Annotated in this window: 18 protein-coding genes; 17 read left to right on the forward strand and 1 reads right to left on the reverse strand. The window is 36.7% G+C overall.

Annotated features, from left to right (window positions below):
• Nucleotides 1-10: 10 nt before the first annotated feature.
• The 15 genes from nqrC (at nucleotide 11) to ureG (ending at nucleotide 14,876) form a co-directional block, all read left to right on the forward strand.
• Nucleotides 11-703 (forward strand): NADH:ubiquinone reductase (Na(+)-transporting) subunit C, encoded by a 693-nt coding sequence (gene nqrC, locus A8B35_RS02885; RefSeq protein ID WP_075601910.1) that lies wholly within the window; start codon nucleotides 11-13, stop codon nucleotides 701-703.
• A gap of 12 nt (nucleotides 704-715) precedes the next feature.
• Nucleotides 716-1,375 (forward strand): NADH:ubiquinone reductase (Na(+)-transporting) subunit D, encoded by a 660-nt coding sequence (locus tag A8B35_RS02890; RefSeq protein ID WP_171973143.1) that lies wholly within the window; start codon nucleotides 716-718, stop codon nucleotides 1,373-1,375.
• 25 nt (nucleotides 1,376-1,400) lie between these two features.
• On the forward strand, nucleotides 1,401-2,015 hold the full coding sequence (gene nqrE / locus A8B35_RS02895; RefSeq protein WP_075601912.1) for an NADH:ubiquinone reductase (Na(+)-transporting) subunit E: 615 nt from the start codon (nucleotides 1,401-1,403) through the stop codon (nucleotides 2,013-2,015).
• 24 nt (nucleotides 2,016-2,039) lie between these two features.
• Complete coding sequence (gene nqrF / locus A8B35_RS02900; RefSeq protein ID WP_075601913.1) at nucleotides 2,040-3,305, forward strand: NADH:ubiquinone reductase (Na(+)-transporting) subunit F; 1,266 nt, start codon at nucleotides 2,040-2,042, stop codon at nucleotides 3,303-3,305.
• 285 nt (nucleotides 3,306-3,590) lie between these two features.
• Entirely contained in the window at nucleotides 3,591-3,791 is a 201-nt protein-coding gene (locus A8B35_RS02905; protein ID WP_075601914.1) for a hypothetical protein, read from the forward strand.
• A gap of 230 nt (nucleotides 3,792-4,021) precedes the next feature.
• Nucleotides 4,022-5,305: a hypothetical protein gene (locus A8B35_RS02910; protein ID WP_075601915.1), complete on the forward strand. Its 1,284-nt coding sequence runs from the start codon at nucleotides 4,022-4,024 to the stop codon at nucleotides 5,303-5,305.
• Nucleotides 5,306-5,334: 29 nt separating this feature from the next.
• A complete protein-coding gene (gene urtA / locus A8B35_RS02915) occupies nucleotides 5,335-6,609 on the forward strand; it encodes an urea ABC transporter substrate-binding protein (protein WP_075601916.1) in 1,275 nt (424 codons plus the stop codon).
• Nucleotides 6,610-6,793: 184 nt separating this feature from the next.
• Nucleotides 6,794-8,389 carry an urea ABC transporter permease subunit UrtB gene (gene urtB / locus A8B35_RS23525; RefSeq protein ID WP_222844086.1) on the forward strand — a complete coding sequence of 532 codons (1,596 nt, stop codon included), beginning with the start codon at nucleotides 6,794-6,796 and terminating at the stop codon, nucleotides 8,387-8,389.
• A 33-nt stretch (nucleotides 8,390-8,422) separates the two neighbouring features.
• A complete protein-coding gene (gene urtC / locus A8B35_RS02925) occupies nucleotides 8,423-9,478 on the forward strand; it encodes an urea ABC transporter permease subunit UrtC (RefSeq protein WP_075601917.1) in 1,056 nt (351 codons plus the stop codon).
• A 20-nt stretch (nucleotides 9,479-9,498) separates the two neighbouring features.
• Nucleotides 9,499-10,257, forward strand: a complete 759-nt coding sequence (gene urtD, locus A8B35_RS02930; protein ID WP_075601918.1) for an urea ABC transporter ATP-binding protein UrtD — start codon at nucleotides 9,499-9,501, stop codon at nucleotides 10,255-10,257.
• Nucleotides 10,258-10,279: 22 nt separating this feature from the next.
• Nucleotides 10,280-10,993, forward strand: a complete 714-nt coding sequence (urtE, locus tag A8B35_RS02935; RefSeq protein ID WP_222844087.1) for an urea ABC transporter ATP-binding subunit UrtE — start codon at nucleotides 10,280-10,282, stop codon at nucleotides 10,991-10,993.
• A 20-nt stretch (nucleotides 10,994-11,013) separates the two neighbouring features.
• Nucleotides 11,014-11,754, forward strand: coding sequence for an urease subunit gamma (gene ureA / locus A8B35_RS02940; RefSeq protein ID WP_075601920.1), 741 nt, complete (start codon nucleotides 11,014-11,016; stop codon nucleotides 11,752-11,754).
• Between the two features lie 28 nt (nucleotides 11,755-11,782).
• Nucleotides 11,783-13,489, forward strand: coding sequence for an urease subunit alpha (gene ureC / locus A8B35_RS02945; protein WP_075601921.1), 1,707 nt, complete (start codon nucleotides 11,783-11,785; stop codon nucleotides 13,487-13,489).
• 9 nt (nucleotides 13,490-13,498) lie between these two features.
• Nucleotides 13,499-14,149, forward strand: coding sequence for an urease accessory protein UreF (locus A8B35_RS02950; protein ID WP_075601922.1), 651 nt, complete (start codon nucleotides 13,499-13,501; stop codon nucleotides 14,147-14,149).
• A gap of 4 nt (nucleotides 14,150-14,153) precedes the next feature.
• Complete coding sequence (gene ureG / locus A8B35_RS02955) at nucleotides 14,154-14,876, forward strand: urease accessory protein UreG (RefSeq protein ID WP_075601923.1); 723 nt, start codon at nucleotides 14,154-14,156, stop codon at nucleotides 14,874-14,876.
• A gap of 61 nt (nucleotides 14,877-14,937) precedes the next feature.
• On the opposite strand, the gene A8B35_RS02960 is transcribed toward ureG, so the two are convergent.
• Nucleotides 14,938-15,774 (reverse strand): urease accessory protein UreD, encoded by an 837-nt coding sequence (locus A8B35_RS02960; protein ID WP_075601924.1) that lies wholly within the window; start codon nucleotides 15,772-15,774, stop codon nucleotides 14,938-14,940.
• 176 nt (nucleotides 15,775-15,950) lie between these two features.
• Between A8B35_RS02960 and A8B35_RS02965 the strand changes: the two genes are divergently transcribed.
• On the forward strand, nucleotides 15,951-17,774 hold the full coding sequence (locus tag A8B35_RS02965; RefSeq protein ID WP_075601925.1) for a sensor histidine kinase: 1,824 nt from the start codon (nucleotides 15,951-15,953) through the stop codon (nucleotides 17,772-17,774).
• Between the two features lie 33 nt (nucleotides 17,775-17,807).
• Nucleotides 17,808-18,461: a response regulator transcription factor gene (locus A8B35_RS02970; protein ID WP_075601926.1), complete on the forward strand. Its 654-nt coding sequence runs from the start codon at nucleotides 17,808-17,810 to the stop codon at nucleotides 18,459-18,461.
• Nucleotides 18,462-18,552: the final 91 nt, after the last annotated feature.

The raw sequence follows: 18,552 nt of genomic DNA on the forward strand, positions 1-18,552 counted from the left end.
AAATAATAAGATGAATAAACAAGGAAATACATATACATTTCTGTATGCATCGATTATGGTAATTGTTGTTGCCGCAGTATTAGCGTTTGTGTCGGAGACACTAAAGCCAATGCAGAACAAGAACGTTGAAGTTGCCAAAAAAATCGATATCCTAAAATCAGTAGGAATCGAGAGTGATGCAAAAACAGCAGAAGACTTATATGCCAAAAGTATTGTTGCTACTAAAGTAATTAATATGAGTGGCGAAGAGGTAAATGGCGTAGATGCTTTTACTGTAGACTTAAGCAAAGAGGTACGTAAAGAACCAAAAGATAGAAACTACCCACTTTATGTGTGTAAAACTACTGATGGTGAAAAAATGATTATTCCATTACGCGGTGTTGGTCTTTGGGGACCAGTTTGGGGATATATTTCTTTAGATAGCGATGGAAATACTGTTTACGGAGCTGTATTTGATCACAAAGGAGAAACACCAGGTTTAGGTGCTGAAATCTCTAAAGAGTTTTTTCAAACACCTTTTAAAGGCAAAACGATCTTTGATAAATCGGGTAGCTTTACTTCAATTAAAGTACTTAAGGGAACTAATTCTGAAGGTAATCCTCACGCAGTAGATGCAATATCAGGTGGTACTATTACAAGTAATGGTGTTTCTGATATGTTAGATGAATGCCTGAGAGGGTACGAAAAGTATTTAAAAAAATAAAACGGTTATATTATGAGCGATAAGGAACCTTTGTTTTCCGCTAAAAACCGAAAACTTATAACAAATCCATTAAATGCTCAAAACCCGATTACAATTCAGGTTTTAGGTATTTGTTCGGCTTTGGCAGTAACGGCTAAATTAGAGCCAGCTATTGTAATGTCTATTTCGGTAATGTTTGTGTTGGTATTTGCCAACCTTTTGATTTCTCTTTTACGTAACACTATTCCATCTCGAATTCGTATTATCGTTCAGTTGGTAGTTGTTGCTGCTCTTGTAATTTTAGTTGATCAAATACTAAAAGCTTTTGCTTACGAAGTAAGTAAGCAGTTATCGGTATTTGTAGGTCTTATTATTACAAACTGTATTATCATGGGTCGTTTAGAGGCTTTTGCTTTAGGTAACAAACCTTGGCAATCGGTTTTAGATGGTGTTGGTAATTCAGCTGGTTACGGTGTAATTTTAATTATTGTAGCTTTCTTCCGTGAGTTATTAGGCTCAGGTACTTTAACACTACCTGGATTAGGAACTTTACAGATTATTCCTGAAGCGTTTTACGAATTAGGATATGTTAACAATGGTTTTATGATTTTGCCTCCAATGGCTCTAATTACTGTTGGTATCATTATCTGGGTTCAGCGTTCACGTAATAACGATTTGATTGAATCAAATTAATTGTAAACCAGAAAAACAGATTTAAATGGATATTTTAAATACATTCATCAAGTCCATCTTTATTGATAATATGGTATTTGCTTACTTCCTAGGTATGTGTTCATACTTGGCAGTATCAAAAACTGTAAAAACATCTTTTGGACTTGGTTTAGCCGTAGTTTTCGTACTACTTATTACAGTTCCTGTAGATTGGCTTTTAGATAAGTATGTGCTTTCAGAAGGTGCTTTATCTTGGTTAGGTGAAGGATTTGCAAGCGTAGATCTTAGCTTCTTAAGCTTTATCATGTTTATTGCCATTATTGCATCCATGGTGCAGTTGGTTGAAATGATAGTTGAGAAATTTGCTCCCGCATTATATAGTCAGTTAGGTATATTCTTACCTCTTATTGCTGTAAACTGTGCAATCTTAGGTGGATCTTTATTTATGCAAGAGCGTCAATACGAAACATTATCAGAAGCTACAGCCTTCGGTTTAGGTTCAGGTATCGGTTGGTTATTGGCTATTGTGGGTATTGCTGCAATTCGCGAAAAATTAAAGTACTCTGATGTACCAGCTCCATTAAGAGGTTTGGGTATTACGTTTATCGTAACCGGACTAATGGGTATTGCATTCATGAGTTTTATGGGAATTAAGTTATAACCTGCAAACTAAAGAAATATAAAAATGAATATGATATTATTAGCTAGTCAGGGTACAGTAATTACTACCAGTGTGGTAGTATTCTTACTGGTTATTCTTCTGTTAGTGTCTATACTTTCGTATGTAAAACAAAAGTTGACACCTGCAGGAACCGTTACTATCGATATTAATGGTGGAGAGCAAGCCTTAGAGGTATCTCCCGGTCAAACATTATTATCTGCATTAGGTGACAATAAAATCTTCTTACCATCCGCTTGTGGTGGTGGTGGTACATGTGCTATGTGTCGCTGTCAGGTTACTGAAGGAGCAGGTTCTATTTTGCCAACTGAAACAGGATATTTTTCTCGTAAAGAGCAAGCCAATAATTGGCGTTTATCTTGTCAGGTAAAAGTAAAAGAAGATATGAAAATGGAAATCCCACAAGAAATTCTTGGTATCAAGAAGTGGGAGTGTACTGTTGTATCAAATGATAACGTTGCTACTTACATTAAGGAGTTTGTTGTTAAATTGCCTGATGGCGAAACATTAGACTTTAAATCGGGTGGATATATCCAAATTGATGTACCTAAAATCACAGTTGATTTTAAGGATATGATCATCGGTGAGGAATACAAAGCTGAGTACGAGCAGTATGGTATTTTCGACTTACAAATGGTGAACCCAGAGGAAACATTCCGTGCTTACTCTATGGCTAACCACCCTGCAGAGGGTAACATTGTAATGTTGAACATTCGTATTGCAACACCTCCTTTTGATAGAGTAAATGGCGGATTTATGAAAGTAAACCCTGGTGTTTGTTCTTCATATATCTTCTCGCGCAAGCCAGGTGATAAAGTAGTTGTTTCAGGTCCTTACGGAGAGTTCTTTATTAAGGAAACTGAGCGTGAGATGATGTTTATTGGTGGTGGTGCTGGTATGGCGCCAATGCGTTCACACATCTTCCACTTATTCCACACATTAGAAACTGGTCGTAAGGCTACATTCTGGTATGGTGCTCGTTCTAAGAAGGAGATTTTCTACCAAGATCAATTTGAAGCTATCGAGAAGAAATTCCCGAACTTTAAGTTTAAAATTGCTTTAAGTGATCCTCAACCAGAAGATAACTGGGAAGGTTCAACAGGCTTTATCCACCAGGTTATTAACGATGAGTATCTAAGTAAACATGAGGAGCCAGAAGATATCGAATATTATCTTTGTGGACCTCCAATGATGAATGATGCAGTTAATAAAATGCTTTATGATTTAGGGGTACCTGATGAAATGATTGCATTTGATGATTTCGGTTCTTAATTTGAAACAAATCATATAATATATAAGCCAGCTAGAAGCCATTCTAGCTGGCTTTTTCGTTTTATAAGGTAATGTATAGGTAATGCCTAGTTATGGCTTAATATCTAATGTATTGGCTAGGTTCGTTTGTGTTACCTCACAGTGTAAACTATTCTTTAAATAACACTGGTTATTACTGCTTCTATTAACTATGCGTAATTTGTAGTTATAATATACTTACGTATTTAATTGTGCTTTTATTAGATCTTATTATTTTTGCCTTTTTAAATAAATAAACATCGTGTTATGAAAATGAGAAAGTATTTGTTAAGTCTGATTGCTTTATTGGCATCAACTATAAGTTGTTTTGCGCACCCAGGGCACCATCACGAAGAATCGTTGATGTACTTAGTACAACATAATTTGGCAACTATTTTAATTCCTGTTGGAGTTGTAGTGGCAATTGGAGCCTATTTTTTATACAGAAAGACAAGAAAGGCAGAGTAAAATACATTATACTCTATTTTAAGCAGGTGTTAAACTATTAATATCTGCTTTTTTTATTTATACACTTCACTTCACAGGGGGTATGTTATTGTAAATGCATATTTTAATATTAAGTAATGTTAAAAACAGGGGGTTGTTTTAATAATTCTTGAATATTTGTTTGGTGGTTTAAATTAAGTACGTAGTTTTGTATACGTAAGTAATGAGTAAATAAACCACAAACATATATTATGAAAACATCAAGCTTATTTTTAACGGCAGCGCTTTTAAGTGCTAGCCTATGCTTACGGGCCGAAGAGGAGCCAAAAGTGAAATTCAATCAAGATCAAAGTCTACTTAAGAGTGCTGCTCCTGCTGCTTCTGTTGCTGTAGAGGAGGCTAAGGAGTCAGAGGAGGCTTTTAAACCATCTGTTTCGGTTGGTGGTATTATTCACATGTTTGCCAGTTCTCAACAAAAGGGTTACAATCCTTTTAGTGGATCTTCTGCTGTTGAAAATGGTAGCGATTGGAATAATGGTTTCCAAATATTACGGAGTAGAATTATGCTAGGGGCTCAGTTAACCGAAAAGGCAAACTTTTTTATGGAAACAGAAATTCCATTGGGTTCTTTGTCTGGCGTTCAGGGGCAAGACAAAAATATTCCTTCCATGCCTACTATTCTCGATTGTCAGTTTGAGTACGTGTTTAACCCTGCCTTTAGCGTTATAGCCGGACAACAATTGGTTGCACATAATCGCAATGGTTTACAGGGTGCTGCTGGTTTATTAGCCAACGATTTTACTTACTACCAGTATCCGCATAACATGTTTCAGTCTGATCCTCTGCAAAACTATTATGGTAGAGATTTAGGGGTAAACTTTAGAGGTATTGTATTAAACGATAAATTAGAGTATCGCTTGGGCTTCTTCGCAGGTCGTACTCAGTTCGAAGGTGAAGATTCGTCTCCTTTACGTACGGTTGGTCGTTTGGTATATAATATATTTGATGCCGATAAAAACTTCTACTATAACGGAACTAACCTTGGCGAAGGTAAAACTTTATCTATTGGTGCTGGGTTCGATACTCAAGGTACCTATAGTGCAATTGGTGCCGATGTATTTGCTGATATGCCAGCAGGCGATGCCGGTTCTTTTACGGTTAATGGTGCCTTTTCGCATATCACAGGCGGTAACGATCCTGAAGCTAAATATAGCTTTTCGGGAATGATACCTACGCAAAATACCCAATTACTTGAGGCCGGATATTACTTTAAGAAAACAAAACTACAACCTTACGTACGTTACGAGCGTCAGGCATATGCTTCAGAAGACAAGCAAGTATTAGATACAGAGTCTTTTGATAAATACAACTCAAACACAGTATTGGGCGCAGGTGTAAACTACTGGTTCAATAGTTATAATACCAACTTACGTGCTTCTTATACAACTACAAAAAGCGATTACTTAGTTGATGGTGCCGATAAGTCGGAAACTTATGGTCAGTTTTGGTTGCAAGTACAAATATTCATCTTTTAGATAAACCCTCACTTTAAAAATATATCATTATGAAATTATTATCAAAGAAAACAATTTCTGCTGTACTAGGTATGGCTACTATGGGCGCATTATTATTTACTAGTTGTGCGGGCGGTTCATCTTCTAAAAAAAGTGAATCGAGTGATGATGTGATTAAAATGGGAATATTACATTCCTTAAGTGGTACAATGGCTATTTCAGAGGTATCGCTAAAGGATGTTGCCATGATGGCCATCGACGAAATTAATGCTGATGGTGGTATTTTAGGAAAGCAAATAGAGCCTGTAATAGTTGATCCGGCATCGGATTGGGATATGTTTGCAGAGAAAGCAAAAGAGTTGTTAGCCAAAGATAAAGTAGATGTAACTTTTGGTTGTTGGACTTCAGTATCACGTAAGTCGGTATTGCCTGTTTACGAAGAGTACAAAGGTTTATTGTTTTACCAAGTTCAGTACGAAGGTCAAGAGCAATCGCCAAACATTATTTATACAGGAGCAACGCCAAATCAGCAATTGATTCCTGCTGCTGAGTACTTAATGAGTGAAGATGGTGGTGACTACAAGAAGTTTTATTTATTAGGAACTGATTATGTATTTCCGCGTACAGCCAACTTAATTTTAAAAAATTACTTATTGGCAATGGGCGTTCCTGCTGCTAATATTATTGAAGAATATACACCGTTCCATCACCAAGATTATCAAACTATTGTTTCTAAAATTAAAAAGTTTGCTGCTGAGGGTGATGCTTGTGTGTTAAGTACCATAAATGGCGATAGTAATGTGCCATTTTATAAAGAATTTGCCAACCAAGGTTTATCAGCATCAACTTGTCCTATTATGGCGTTCTCTGTTGCTGAGGATGAATTAAGAGCAATGGATACTGAGTTTTTAACAGGTCATTTAGCTGCTTGGAATTATTACGAGTCGATTAAAACACCTGAGAACTTCAAGTTTGTTGAGAAATTTAAAAAGTATTGCGAGTCTAAAGGTTTACCAGGAGGAATTGATAGAGTAACTGATGATCCTATTCACTGGACCTATACTGCGGTTTATTTGTATAAAAAAGCGGTTGAAAAAGCCGGAACTACAGATGTTGAAAAAGTGATTGAGGCTTTATCAGGATTAGAGTATCAATCGCCAGGAGGCTTAGTAAAAATGGATGCTGCTAATCATCACTTGGCAAAGCCTGTATTAATTGGTGAGATTAGAGCTGATGGTCAGTTTGATATCATCTCTGAAACGGAAGGATTAATTAATCCAGAGCCTTTTAGCCAATATGCAAAACAAGATATTGCGCAAAATTAAATAGGTAACATAAGGGAGAAGCTACTTTGATTTCTGGTAATAGTCAAAGTAGCTTCTTAAACCAAAAATCTTTAATTAATCCCCACTTCATTAAAAGGCATGCTCATGTTCTAGGTTTTGTTAGTGAATAAAGCCTAAAAACGAGTAAGCTGTATCAAGCCATTACACATCAAATAAATAAGCTATGCTAAAAAAAATATTACTCCTTTTTATGGTTATGTTGGCCTTTGTTAAGCCAATATTTTCGATGGAGCAAGATAGTTGCATTCAAATTATTTTGCAGAAGGATAAAGTAAGTTTTGATGAGGCAGCACATCAAATATGTGAACGAAAATCAATAGGCGATATTCGCTTTGCTGCCGCTATACTAGAAAAACGACTCTATAAAAGCCAAACCATAGCACTTACAAAATATAAAGGTAATGATGATTACGTTCCTGTATTCTCTACTACCTCAATTGGTTTTTCTAAAGATAGTATTCAAGAAGTAAAATTATCGCGCAAGCAACGCTTGGCATTTTCGTCACTAAGTAAATATTGTAATTTAATTAGTGCCAAACCCGAAGTACGCATCATGGGATATCAGCTATTAATTTCCAAAGGAGTGTTGAGTGATGCCCCCATTGTAAAGGCTTTTATAAAGGAGGAGTTAGATGAAAAAGTGCGCCTTAGTGCTCAATCTGCTTTGATGGGAATCATGCTGCGCAGTGAAGATTTAAAAGATCAGGATGAAGCTTTATTACAAATGGCAAAGTCCCGCTCGGGTATCTTTGTAAATGCTTTAAAAGATTATGCTGAGCTTAATGCAGAAGATGCAGGAAGGGCAGAAAAGGCCAATTCTATCATTAGATATATTCATAGAAAAGAGGTTTTTGTAAACTTTATCCAAAACTTGTTTAGTGGCATTAGTTTGGGTAGTATATTGTTATTGGTTGCACTCGGTTTATCTATTATATATGGTTTAGGTGGTGTGATAAATATGAGCCATGGCGAGTTTGTTATGATTGGTGCCTACACTACCTTTTGTATGCAGCAAATTTTTATAGCAGCCTTTCCTCCGGCCTGGTTTGATTTCTTCTACATTATGTCCATCCCTTTTGCTTTTATTACATCAGGCCTTATGGGTTTGTTAATTGAACGACTTATAATAAAGCATCTTTATGACAGACCGCTAGAGAGTTTGTTGGCAACATGGGGTGTAAGTTTAATGCTTATTCAATTGTGTAGAACCATATTTGGAGATGTTACTGCTGTTAAGGCGCCTTCGTTTTTAAATGGTGGTATCGAAGTAATCGAAGGCTTAATGCTTCCTTACAATAGGTTGTTTATAATTGGATTAACCGCTTTTATGGTGGTGATAACTTATTTGGTTTTTAATAAATCGCGTTTAGGTTTAAAAATTAGATCAGTAACTCAAAATAGAAATATGAGCTCGTGCGTGGGAATCAATACCAAACAAATAGATTCACTTACGTTTATGTTGGGGTCGGGCTTGGCTGGTGTTGCAGGTTGTGCCATGACTTTAATAGGAAATGTGGTGCCCGATATGGGACAAACGTTTATTGTAGATTCCTTTTTAGTGGTTGTAACCGGAGGGGTTGGTAAACTCGTCGGAACCATTGTTTCTGCAATGGGCATTGGAGTGCTGTCTAAAATATTCGAATTCTTCTTTCAAGCCGTATATGGTAAGGTTGTTATGCTCGGCATCATTATTATTTTCCTTCAGTTTAAACCTAAGGGACTGTTTCCCGATAAGGGAAGACATAGTGATGATGATTAATTAAAAAGGTGCTGAATATTAAAAAGAGATATCATGATAAAAGATAATAAATACTATATACTGTTCTTCGTTGTTTTTATGATTTTACTGCCATTGGCCTATGTTGTTGGATTGGTAGATATAAATACAATAACGCTGTGGGGCCGCTATTTTTGTTTTGCCATAGCAGCTATTGGTGTTGATTTAATTTGGGGTTATACCGGCATATTGAGTATGACTCAAGCCTTATTTTTCTGTTTCGGAGCTTACGGAATGGGTATGTACTTAACTTTAAGTAATCTTCCGGCCGGAACAACTTTGCCTGCTTTTATGACTTGGAATCAGGTGAGTGAATTGCCTTTGTTTTGGCAGCCTTTTGAGTCCTTTCCAGCTGCAATGGCCTTGGCTTTATTTGTGCCAGCCGCTTTTGCTGCTGTTTTTGGTTTCTTTGTATTCCGAAGTCGCATCAAAGGAGTATATTTTGCCATTATCACTCAAGCATTAGCCTTGGCTATGTTCTTGGTTTTTTCGCGTAACGAAACCATGTTAGGTGGTACCAATGGATTAACTGATTTTAAAACGATTCTTGGTTTCGATTTACGCAGTAGTAATACCAAGTTGGCTTTATACATCATCAGCTTTGGCGTATTGTGTTTGGTTTTTGTGTATGCTAAAAACCTGGTAAAATCAAAATTCGGAAAGTCTTTAGTAGCCATCCGTGATAGCGAAAGTAGAATGCGTTTTACAGCGTATAAAGTAACCAATTATAACATTGTAATTTTTGTAATTGCAGCTGTTATAGCCGCCATAGGAGGTATTTTATATTTACCTCAAACAGGAATTATTACACCCGGTAGAATGAGTGTTCAGGCTTCCATTGAAATGGTTGTATGGGTTGCTCTCGGTGGGCGAGGGAGTGTTAAAGGTGCAGTAATTGGTGCCCTGTTGGTCAATTTAATGTATAGCATATTTACTTCTCTTATGCCAGGTGCATGGTTATATGTTCTGGGTGGTCTCTTCATTGTAACAGTTCTTTATCTCGATAAGGGAATAGTAGGCTTATTTGATCAATTAAAGCAGAAGTTTTACCCAGTAAAGTCAAATTCTTAAAACATCTAAAAAACAATATTATGCTAGTAGTTAATAATCTTTTTGTTTCGTTTGGTGGTGTAACAGCTCTGAATCTTGAACGTTTTTCAGTAAAAGAAAATGAACTTAGGGTAATTATTGGACCCAATGGTGCTGGTAAATCTACCTTTATGGATATTATTTGTGGTAAAACAAAAGCCCAAAAAGGATCTGTTCTTTTTAAAGGACAAGAGTTGATGGGGATGGCAGAAGTAGATATTGCTAAAATGGGCGTGGGACGTAAGTTTCAAAAGCCATCTATTTTTTCGGGCTTATCTGTTTTCGATAATTTATTGTTGGGTATTAAAACGCACAAAAATGTATTTTCTACCTACTTCTATAAGTTAAAGAGTCATCATAACGATAAAATATATGAGGTTGCTAAAATGGTTGGTCTTATTGATGATTTACAATCTTTGGCAGGCAGTCTTTCGCATGGTAAAAAGCAATGGTTAGAAATTGCCATTGTAATGTTGCAAGATGCGGATTTGATGTTGATTGATGAGCCCGCAGCCGGAATGTCGGATATTGAAGCCGAGAAAACTGGCGAGTTATTAGTGGAGGCCAGTAAAACACATAGTGTTATTGTTATTGAGCACGATATGAAATTTGTAGAGCAAATTGCCATTGATAAGGTAAATGTATTGGTGCGAGGCGAAATGTTAACCGAAGGTACTTTTGATGAGATTAAAAATAACAAAGATGTAATTGATTGTTATTTGGGAAGTCCTGATTCGGCGCAGGAAGCAAAGGTTGCATAGTAACACAGATTAAATTGATTTTATGACAAGGAGTATACATATGAAGGTTGAAGGTTTAGAGGCAGCCTATGGCGAAAGTCAGGTGCTGTGGGGAACCGATATATCTGTTGAAAAAGGAAAGATAACCACTATTATGGGCCGCAATGGCGTGGGGAAAACCACAACGATGCGTACCATAATGGGTTTACTTAAAAATAAAGGTGGATCAATAATATATAAGGGGCAAGATATTTCTAAAATGCCCACCTATAAAAGAAGCCGTATGGGTATTGGCTTTGTGCCTCAAGGTCGTGAGATTATCCCTAAATTAACTGTTTACGAGAATCTTCAAATTGGTTTGGAAGCCAACCCCGATAAAAAGGCCAAAGTGCCGGAGGAGGAAATTTATGCCATGTTTCCTATTCTGAAGGATTTTAGAAACCGACCAGGAGGGAACTTGAGTGGCGGGCAGCAGCAACAATTGGCCATTGGTAGAGCTTTGTGTGGAGACCCCGATATTTTGCTACTTGATGAGCCAACGGAGGGTATTCAGCCATCCATAACCTATGAAATTGGGAGTGTACTTCAAAAATTATCAAAAGAAAAAGAGATATCAGTGCTTTTGGTGGAGCAGAAATTTGATTTCGCGAAGCGTATCTCGGACTATTTTTATATTTTAGACCGCGGAAAGGTTATTCAAGAAGGTGGAGCGTTTTCTATCGATCAAGATCTTTTAAAAAGTAACTTAAGCTTATAAAATTCAGTAAACGATAATTCATGCATTTATCCCCAAAAGACATTGAAAAAATAATGCTGCACAATGCAGGTGTTATTGCTCAAAAGAGATACGCTCGTGGTATTTTATTAAATTATCCCGAAACCATTGCACTAATTTCTACACAGCTATTGGAATTTATTCGCGAGGGTGCTTCTGTGGCCGAGCTAATGGATAGGGGTAAAAAAATATTGGGTATTGATGATGTGATGGAAGGTGTTGAAAGTCTGGTTCACGAAGTTCAGGTAGAAGGTACTTTCCCCGATGGAACAAAGTTAGTTACGGTACATCAACCAATTTGCGATACTCAACTCAATAACAATTGGGCCTTGTATGGTTCCGGACTTACTAAAGCTGATGCTAAACTGCAAGTTGATAATGTTGTAAATGCTCAGCCTGGTAATATTATGGTTGCCGATGCGCCTATCATACTAAATGAAGATAGAAAGTTAATTACTATTGAAGTTTGTAATGTTGGTGATAGACCAATTCAGGTGGGATCGCACTATAATTTTATTGATACAAATGCTGCTTTAAAGTTTGATAGATTACAAACCTTAGGTTTCCGATTAAATATTCCGGCAGGTACTGCCATTCGTTTTGAGCCAGGTGAGAAAAAAATGGTAGAATTGGTTGAAGTGGCCGGTACCAAAGAAATATACGGAGGAAATAATGTGGTTGATGGAGCAATAGATTCAGTTTCTCACGATACCATTTCTGAGAGAGTAAAAAATATAATATAAGCACAACTTTACAATAAATATAAAACCTATGTCGCGCACAATAGATAGAAAAGCTTATGCTGATATGTATGGTATTACCACAGGGGATAAATTGACTTTGGGAGATACCAATTTAGTTATTGAGGTTGAAAAAGATTTTACCAGTTATGGTGATGAGTGTAAGTTTGGCGGAGGTAAAGTTTTGCGCGACGGAATGGGGCAGGCATCGGGTATAACCCGAAAAGATGCTTTGGATACGGTAATTACCAATGCTTTGGTAATTGATTATTCGGGTATATATAAAGCCGATATTGGACTAAAAGATGGACGCATTCATGCAATTGGTAAAGCGGGTAATCCGCACGTAATGCCAAATGTTGATCTGCAAATGATTGTAGGTGCTTCAACCGAGGTGATTGCTGGCGAGGGACATATTGTTACAGCCGGCGGTATCGATACGCACATTCATTATATCTGTCCGCAACAAGCCAACGAGGCTTTGGCTTCTGGAGTTACTACTTTTTTAGGTGGCGGAACAGGACCAGCAACAGGTACCAATGCTACAACATGTACGCCGGGCGCTTTTCATATTAAAAGTATGCTTAAGGCAACGGATCATATTCCTATGAATTTCGGGTTTTTAGGAAAAGGAAATACTTCGCATCCCGAGGCCATTATAGAACAAATAAAAGCTGGTGTGTGCGGATTAAAATTGCACGAAGATTGGGGTTCAACTCCTGCTGCCATAGATAATTGTTTATCCGTAGCCGATGATTACGATGTGCAGGTTTGTATCCATACCGATACACTTAACGAAAGCGGTTTTGTAGAATCGTCGCGAGCTGCTTTTAAAAATAGAACCATTCACACTTATCATACCGAGGGTGCTGGAGGTGGGCATGCGCCAGATATTATTAGTTTATGTGGCGATAAAAATGTGATTCCTTCATCCACCAATCCAACAAGACCTTTTACCAATAATACCATTCACGAGCATTTAGATATGTTGATGGTTTGTCATCATTTGGATAAAAATATTCCTGAAGATGTGGCCTTTGCCGAAAGTAGAATCCGCGAAGAAACCATTGCTGCCGAAGATATTCTACACGATATGGGCGCTTTATCTGTAATTGCTTCCGATTCTCAGGCCATGGGTAGAGTAGGAGAAGTAATTTGCCGCACTTGGCAAACAGCATCTAAAATGAAAGAGCAACGAGGTTTTTTGAATGAGGATGAGTATGCCGATAATTTTAGAGTAAAAAGATACATTGCAAAATACACGATTAATCCGGCCATAGCCCACGGATTTTCTCATGAAGTAGGATCAATAGAAGCCGGAAAATTGGCCGATTTAGTATTGTGGAAGCCGGCGTTTTTTGGAGCCAAACCTGAGATTATAGTTAAAGGAGGCGTTATAGTGCAGGCGCAGATGGGCGATCCCAATGCATCAATACCAACTCCGCAGCCCTCATTTTCGCGCGAAATGTTTGGCGCTTTGGGTAAGGAAGTGGGAAATACCTCATGCGTATTAATTTCTAAAGACTCTTTAGCTGAGGTGAAAAATTATGGCTTAAGTAAAACACCTTTGGTGGTGAAAAACTGTCGTAATATTTCAAAGTTAGATATGAAACTAAACGATACCTTACCAGAGATAACTGTGGATCCAGAAACCTATAAGGTAATTGCCGATGGTGAGCATTTAACATGCGATCCGGCCAATAAAGTACCTTTGGCTCAACTATACAATTTATTTTAAGCTACCAAAATGCACGCTTCTCTTTTAACACTATTTCATTTGGCCGACTCGGCCTTGCCTGTGGGTGGCTATGCCTATTCCAATGGCTTGGAGTATGCCGTTAAGTCGGGTTTAATTGCAAGTGTAAAAGAGTTGCAGCTATACCTAAAGGATTACACCGTGCAGGTATTGCATTATGAAATGCCTTATGTAAAATCAGCCTTTGAGGCTAATGATGCACAGCAATTGCTTCAGGTATCGGAACATTACAATGCTTCTTTATTAAATCCTCTGATTAAAAAAGCGGGTTTAATTTTGGGTAATAACTGGCTGCGCTTGTTGCGCGAACTCAATGCTTCTTTAATGGCTCCTGAAAAAATAGATCAGGATTTCCCTCTTGTATTTGGTTTTATGGCCAAGCAATTGAATTTATCGTTCAACGATTGCTGTCAGCTGTATGTTTTTATGGCTGTGCGCGATCAAATTAGTGCGCTCATTCGTTTGGGAACTGTAGGGCCTGTAAAAGCACATCAGATTCAAAACGAACTATTGGAGCATTTAAATAGTACGCTACAAATTAAAGAAATTGCAGATTATTCACAGGCCTATAAAAGTGCCTATCTGTTAGAGATGATGCAACTTTCACACAATTCATTATACACAAAACTATTTCAAAACTAAAAATATGTATTACTATAAAGGAGCTAACGCACATATGCAATTTCATAACGATTCATGGGAGAATCCTGGCTTTTACCAGAATCGCGAATTGGTACTTCAGGAGCGTGATTATAAAAAAAGAGCCTTTACGGTGGGAATTGGTGGTCCTGTAGGAACGGGCAAAACAGCCTTGTTATTACAGTTGTGCAATGCGCTTAAGGATAAAATGAATATTGCGGTGGTTACCAACGATATATTTACGCAGGAAGATGCCGAATTTTTAACAAAAAAAGGAGCGCTACCTGCTGATAAAATTATTGGTGTAGAGACAGGAGGTTGTCCGCATGCAGCCATTCGTGAAGATGTATCGCAAAATATTGCGGCCTTAGAAGAACTGATGACTAGACATGCAGATACTGAAATTTTATTTGTAGAAAGTGGTGGCGATAATTTGGCTGCACACTTTAGTCGCGAATTGGTCGATTTTTCTATTTATGTAATTGATGTTTCGGGTGGCGATAAAATACCACGTAAAGGTGGGCCAGGAATTACTCAGGCCGATTTATTGGTGATCAATAAAATAGATATTGCCCACCTTGTAAATGCTAGTTTAGAGGTGATGGACAGGGATACCAAAAAAATGCGTCAGGATGGACCATTTGTTTTTGCCCGTGCTTCTGATGGTCATAATTTAGATGTGATTATTGATCATGTTTTACATGCGCGTAAGCATGCCTTAGAAGACTAACACTCTAGTAAGACAAAAGAAAATAGAATAAGGTGCTAATTATTGGCACCTTTTTTTATGTTTAAAATTTCCTTTCGTAAGGATTAAATTCAAGAAGACTTTCGTGCTTAAAACAAACCCCCAACTCTTCCATTATATGCTTTAGTATGGTCAGTTCCTGGGCCGAAGCTCGCATAATAAAAACATCATCATTAATTCGTTCTCCACTAATCAATAACTTAGGTTTTTGTTCCTGTTTTTTAGTTCTAAGCTTATCAATAGTAGCAGATATCATCTGTTCAATTACCTCGATTCGTTTATCACTTTTTTGTCCAACAATAAAAAGGTTTATAAAAGAAGTATGGTGATGAAATAAGGCTGGCGAAGTACACTGCTGTTTGTCAGGTTGTATTTCAAAGCGATCTAGCACAACAGGTTTTGCACCTAGATATATTTCAGTTGATGAAGAGAAGGTTTTAAAATCCCATATTTCGCCAATATGAATCCTTCCGCCACCTATCCAATCGCAATAAACTAGCGCTGCACCATTGTTTAAATTAAAGATGCTTTGTTGGTTTAGGCTACTATCTTTCTGCAATATTAGCGGGTCGTTTAACTGTACAAATAAGCTTTTAGTATCAAGTTTTATATTTTGGGTAAGCGTACAACTATCTCCATTATCTGATTTGTATATTCTCGAATTAGCCTGTGTGCTAAATAAAGTTTTTGTGTTTGCTTCGCAGTTGATATCTAACTCCACAACATCTCCTTGTACCATTCCTCCTCCATAATTAGAGCTTACAATATGGCATGCTTTTGTATGGGTTTTGGGGTTCAGTATTTTAAGGGGTTTTTCGTTAATCAGACTGGTAATTCTACTCTTATTAGAAATGTTTTTAATACTAACAGATGTGCTCATATTTATTGGTCTACGTAAGTATTTTTCAAAATTAATTAATTATTTAATATCTGAGTGTTAACAGGAGGTTTGAATTGTAAATGTACTTAAAATAACCTTTTATTATACTGAATGAAGGGGGTGATGTGTTTATTGTTAAATTTTAGTAGTTTTGAGGACTTAATAATCACTTACGTATGTTTCAATTTCAGTCAGATAAAAAACACGTTTTAAGTCGCAGTCAGCATACCTTAAAATATTACCGTTACTCTTATCTTATTGCCTTGTTTTTTATTGCAGTACTAAGTATCGTTTCTCAGGTATTGGTGCAACGCCATTTAAGCAGACAAATAGATGACTCGCATCTTGTGAATTATGCAGCACGTCTCAGAACAAACAGTCAAACTCTTGTGAAGTTGGCTTTGGTGGTTGAGAGTGATAGAGAAAATAAATCGGCCGTAAAAGATTTTAAAACTACTTTAAGTCAACTTAAACGAACTCACGAAAGTCTGCGATATGGGAATGATTTTTTAGACTTGCCTGTCAATAGAAACGAAGACACCGAAGAGCTTTTCAATATCATTGATTCACCCTTTAAATCGATGCTTGAATTAGGCTATAATTTACAAATGGTGATGGATGTAAAAGGACCCATTAATAAAGAATTGCTTACAATTTATCTCGATCGATTTATGAAATACGAGAAGTCATACCTTCTAGGTATGGAGATGATTGTTTTTGATTATGACCGTAATTCACGCAAAAACATAGCAGTTCTAAAAACGATTGAATATACCTTGTTGGCTATTGTTTTGTTTGTATTATTTCTCGAAGCCCTATTTATTTTTGTGCCCTTATCAAGGCGTATCAAAGTTACCTTTAACGAACTGATAAAATCCAAGGATGAGGCCTCAGGTTTAGCCAAAAAGTTAAAGCGAGCCAACGAAGTGCTCATTAGTAATCATAGAGAAATTAACGATATAAATTACGCACTTGAAAAAGCAACCTTTCTGGTTAAAACAGATGCCAAGGGTAAAATTATTTATGCAAATGATAAGTACTGTCATCTAACCAAATACTCGCTTGCCGAATTAACTGGTAAACCCTTGTTTTATAATAAAAATTCTACTCAACGAAGTATTATTTACGAGCATATTAATGATGCCGATAACCGCGAAATTTGGCAAGGAGAAGTTTTTGATCATGCTTCTGACGATTCTGGTTTTTGGCTCGATGTTACTTTGATGCCCATTGTTAATCGTTCAAAAGAAATTTATCAATATTTGATGATTGGTGCTAATATTAGTGAGCGTAAAAAAACAGCTCAGAAGCTTCAAATACTGATGGAAGAAAAAATGAAGCGTCAGGAAGAAATGCAAAAAGTGCTTTCGTCATCTATGGTAGCCGGGCAAGAGAAAGAGCGAAAGCGTGTTGCAGCAGAAATACATGATGGTATCGGACAAATGTTAACATCGTTAAAAATGCGCATTGAAATGATTCATGAGCAAGGCGCATGTGATTCGTCAAACGTAAACGAAATTCATTCTTTAATATCATCTGTAATTACAGAAACACGCAGAATAATTGCTGAGTTATTACCAAGTGTGCTCGAAGATTTTGGTCTAGTTCCTGCCATACAAGACTTTATTGGAAAGATTGAGCAAAATCATAATATTACCGTTGAATCCAATATATTTTTGAGCGAAACTAAACTGCTAAAAAATGTAGAATTAGGCATTTATCGTATTTTGCAAGAATCAGTTAATAATGTACTAAAACACGCTGATGCAGATGTGATTAGTATTCATTTAGAAGAGGATGTAGAGTTTATAACATTGGAGGTCACCGATAACGGAAAGGGTTTTGTATTTAATAAACAAAGTACCTACGATACGCCTTTAGGTATAAATTCTCATGGCTTATCAAACATGAAAGAAAGGGCGAAGTTAATGGATGCCAATTTAGAGATTGATACCGCACCTGATAAGGGAACTGTATTGAGGCTTCAAATTCCATTGTAATGATGGCAGTATAAAATGACAATATTTTAAGAAATGAAAAATAATATATTAATAGTTGACGACCATGAAATATTCAGAAATGGAGTGCGTCAGTTGCTTGAGAAGGAAACCGATATTGAGGTGATAGGTGAAGCCGAAGATGGTGTTGAGGCTATAGAAAAGGCCAACTTGTTAAAACCTAACATTGTTTTGATGGATATATCAATGCCAAATCTATCAGGTATTGAAGCGGCTAAAAACATTTTAGCTGCACATCAGGATATCAAAGTTTTGCTACTTTCTTTATACGATAAAAAGGAATATGTGCTTAAAGCAATAAAAATGGGTGCCCATGGTTATATTTTAAAGGATGAGCCCAACAAAGTATTTTTAAAAGCAATACGAAAGGTAAGCAGTGGCGATTTTTACTATTCGGGAGATATCAGTCATGTAATTATTCAAAACCTGACTAGTTTAAGTTCGTCTTCAAATGTTAAGGAGGAAGAGGTAAAATATCACCTGTCAAAACGCGAAGTGCAGATATTAACAGAAATTGCAAGTGGAAATAGTAATAAAGTAATTTCAGAAAATTTTGGAGTGAGTATACGAACTATCGAGTCTCATCGACAAAACATTATGCGTAAACTGCGAGCCTCAAATATTGAAGATGCCATCAGTAGAGCTAAACTCGAAGATATTATTTCTTAGTTTATTAATTTAAATTAGAATAGAAATATTTAAATTCGCAGCATAAGTAGTTTGAATTTTGTTTATTCGTTACTGCTTATTTGATACTCAA

Origin of the sequence: Saccharicrinis aurantiacus, from assembly GCF_001660705.2 — a bacterium.
GTDB lineage: Bacteria > Bacteroidota > Bacteroidia > Bacteroidales > Marinilabiliaceae > Saccharicrinis > Saccharicrinis aurantiacus.

Bases quoted from the DNA above. Each gene is read 5' to 3' on its own strand.
- nqrC (WP_075601910.1), top strand. From the start codon at position 11: ATGAATAAACAAGGAAATACATATACATTTCTGTATGCATCGATTATG.
- A8B35_RS02890 (WP_171973143.1), top strand. From the start codon at position 716: ATGAGCGATAAGGAACCTTTGTTTTCCGCTAAAAACCGAAAACTTATA.
- nqrE (WP_075601912.1), top strand. From the start codon at position 1,401: ATGGATATTTTAAATACATTCATCAAGTCCATCTTTATTGATAATATG.
- nqrF (WP_075601913.1), top strand. From the start codon at position 2,040: ATGAATATGATATTATTAGCTAGTCAGGGTACAGTAATTACTACCAGT.
- A8B35_RS02905 (WP_075601914.1), top strand. From the start codon at position 3,591: ATGAAAATGAGAAAGTATTTGTTAAGTCTGATTGCTTTATTGGCATCA.
- A8B35_RS02910 (WP_075601915.1), top strand. From the start codon at position 4,022: ATGAAAACATCAAGCTTATTTTTAACGGCAGCGCTTTTAAGTGCTAGC.
- urtA (WP_075601916.1), top strand. From the start codon at position 5,335: ATGAAATTATTATCAAAGAAAACAATTTCTGCTGTACTAGGTATGGCT.
- urtB (WP_222844086.1), top strand. From the start codon at position 6,794: ATGCTAAAAAAAATATTACTCCTTTTTATGGTTATGTTGGCCTTTGTT.
- urtC (WP_075601917.1), top strand. From the start codon at position 8,423: ATGATAAAAGATAATAAATACTATATACTGTTCTTCGTTGTTTTTATG.
- urtD (WP_075601918.1), top strand. From the start codon at position 9,499: ATGCTAGTAGTTAATAATCTTTTTGTTTCGTTTGGTGGTGTAACAGCT.
- urtE (WP_222844087.1), top strand. From the start codon at position 10,280: ATGACAAGGAGTATACATATGAAGGTTGAAGGTTTAGAGGCAGCCTAT.
- ureA (WP_075601920.1), top strand. From the start codon at position 11,014: ATGCATTTATCCCCAAAAGACATTGAAAAAATAATGCTGCACAATGCA.
- ureC (WP_075601921.1), top strand. From the start codon at position 11,783: ATGTCGCGCACAATAGATAGAAAAGCTTATGCTGATATGTATGGTATT.
- A8B35_RS02950 (WP_075601922.1), top strand. From the start codon at position 13,499: ATGCACGCTTCTCTTTTAACACTATTTCATTTGGCCGACTCGGCCTTG.
- ureG (WP_075601923.1), top strand. From the start codon at position 14,154: ATGTATTACTATAAAGGAGCTAACGCACATATGCAATTTCATAACGAT.
- A8B35_RS02960 (WP_075601924.1), bottom strand. From the start codon at position 15,774: ATGAGCACATCTGTTAGTATTAAAAACATTTCTAATAAGAGTAGAATT.
- A8B35_RS02965 (WP_075601925.1), top strand. From the start codon at position 15,951: ATGTTTCAATTTCAGTCAGATAAAAAACACGTTTTAAGTCGCAGTCAG.
- A8B35_RS02970 (WP_075601926.1), top strand. From the start codon at position 17,808: ATGAAAAATAATATATTAATAGTTGACGACCATGAAATATTCAGAAAT.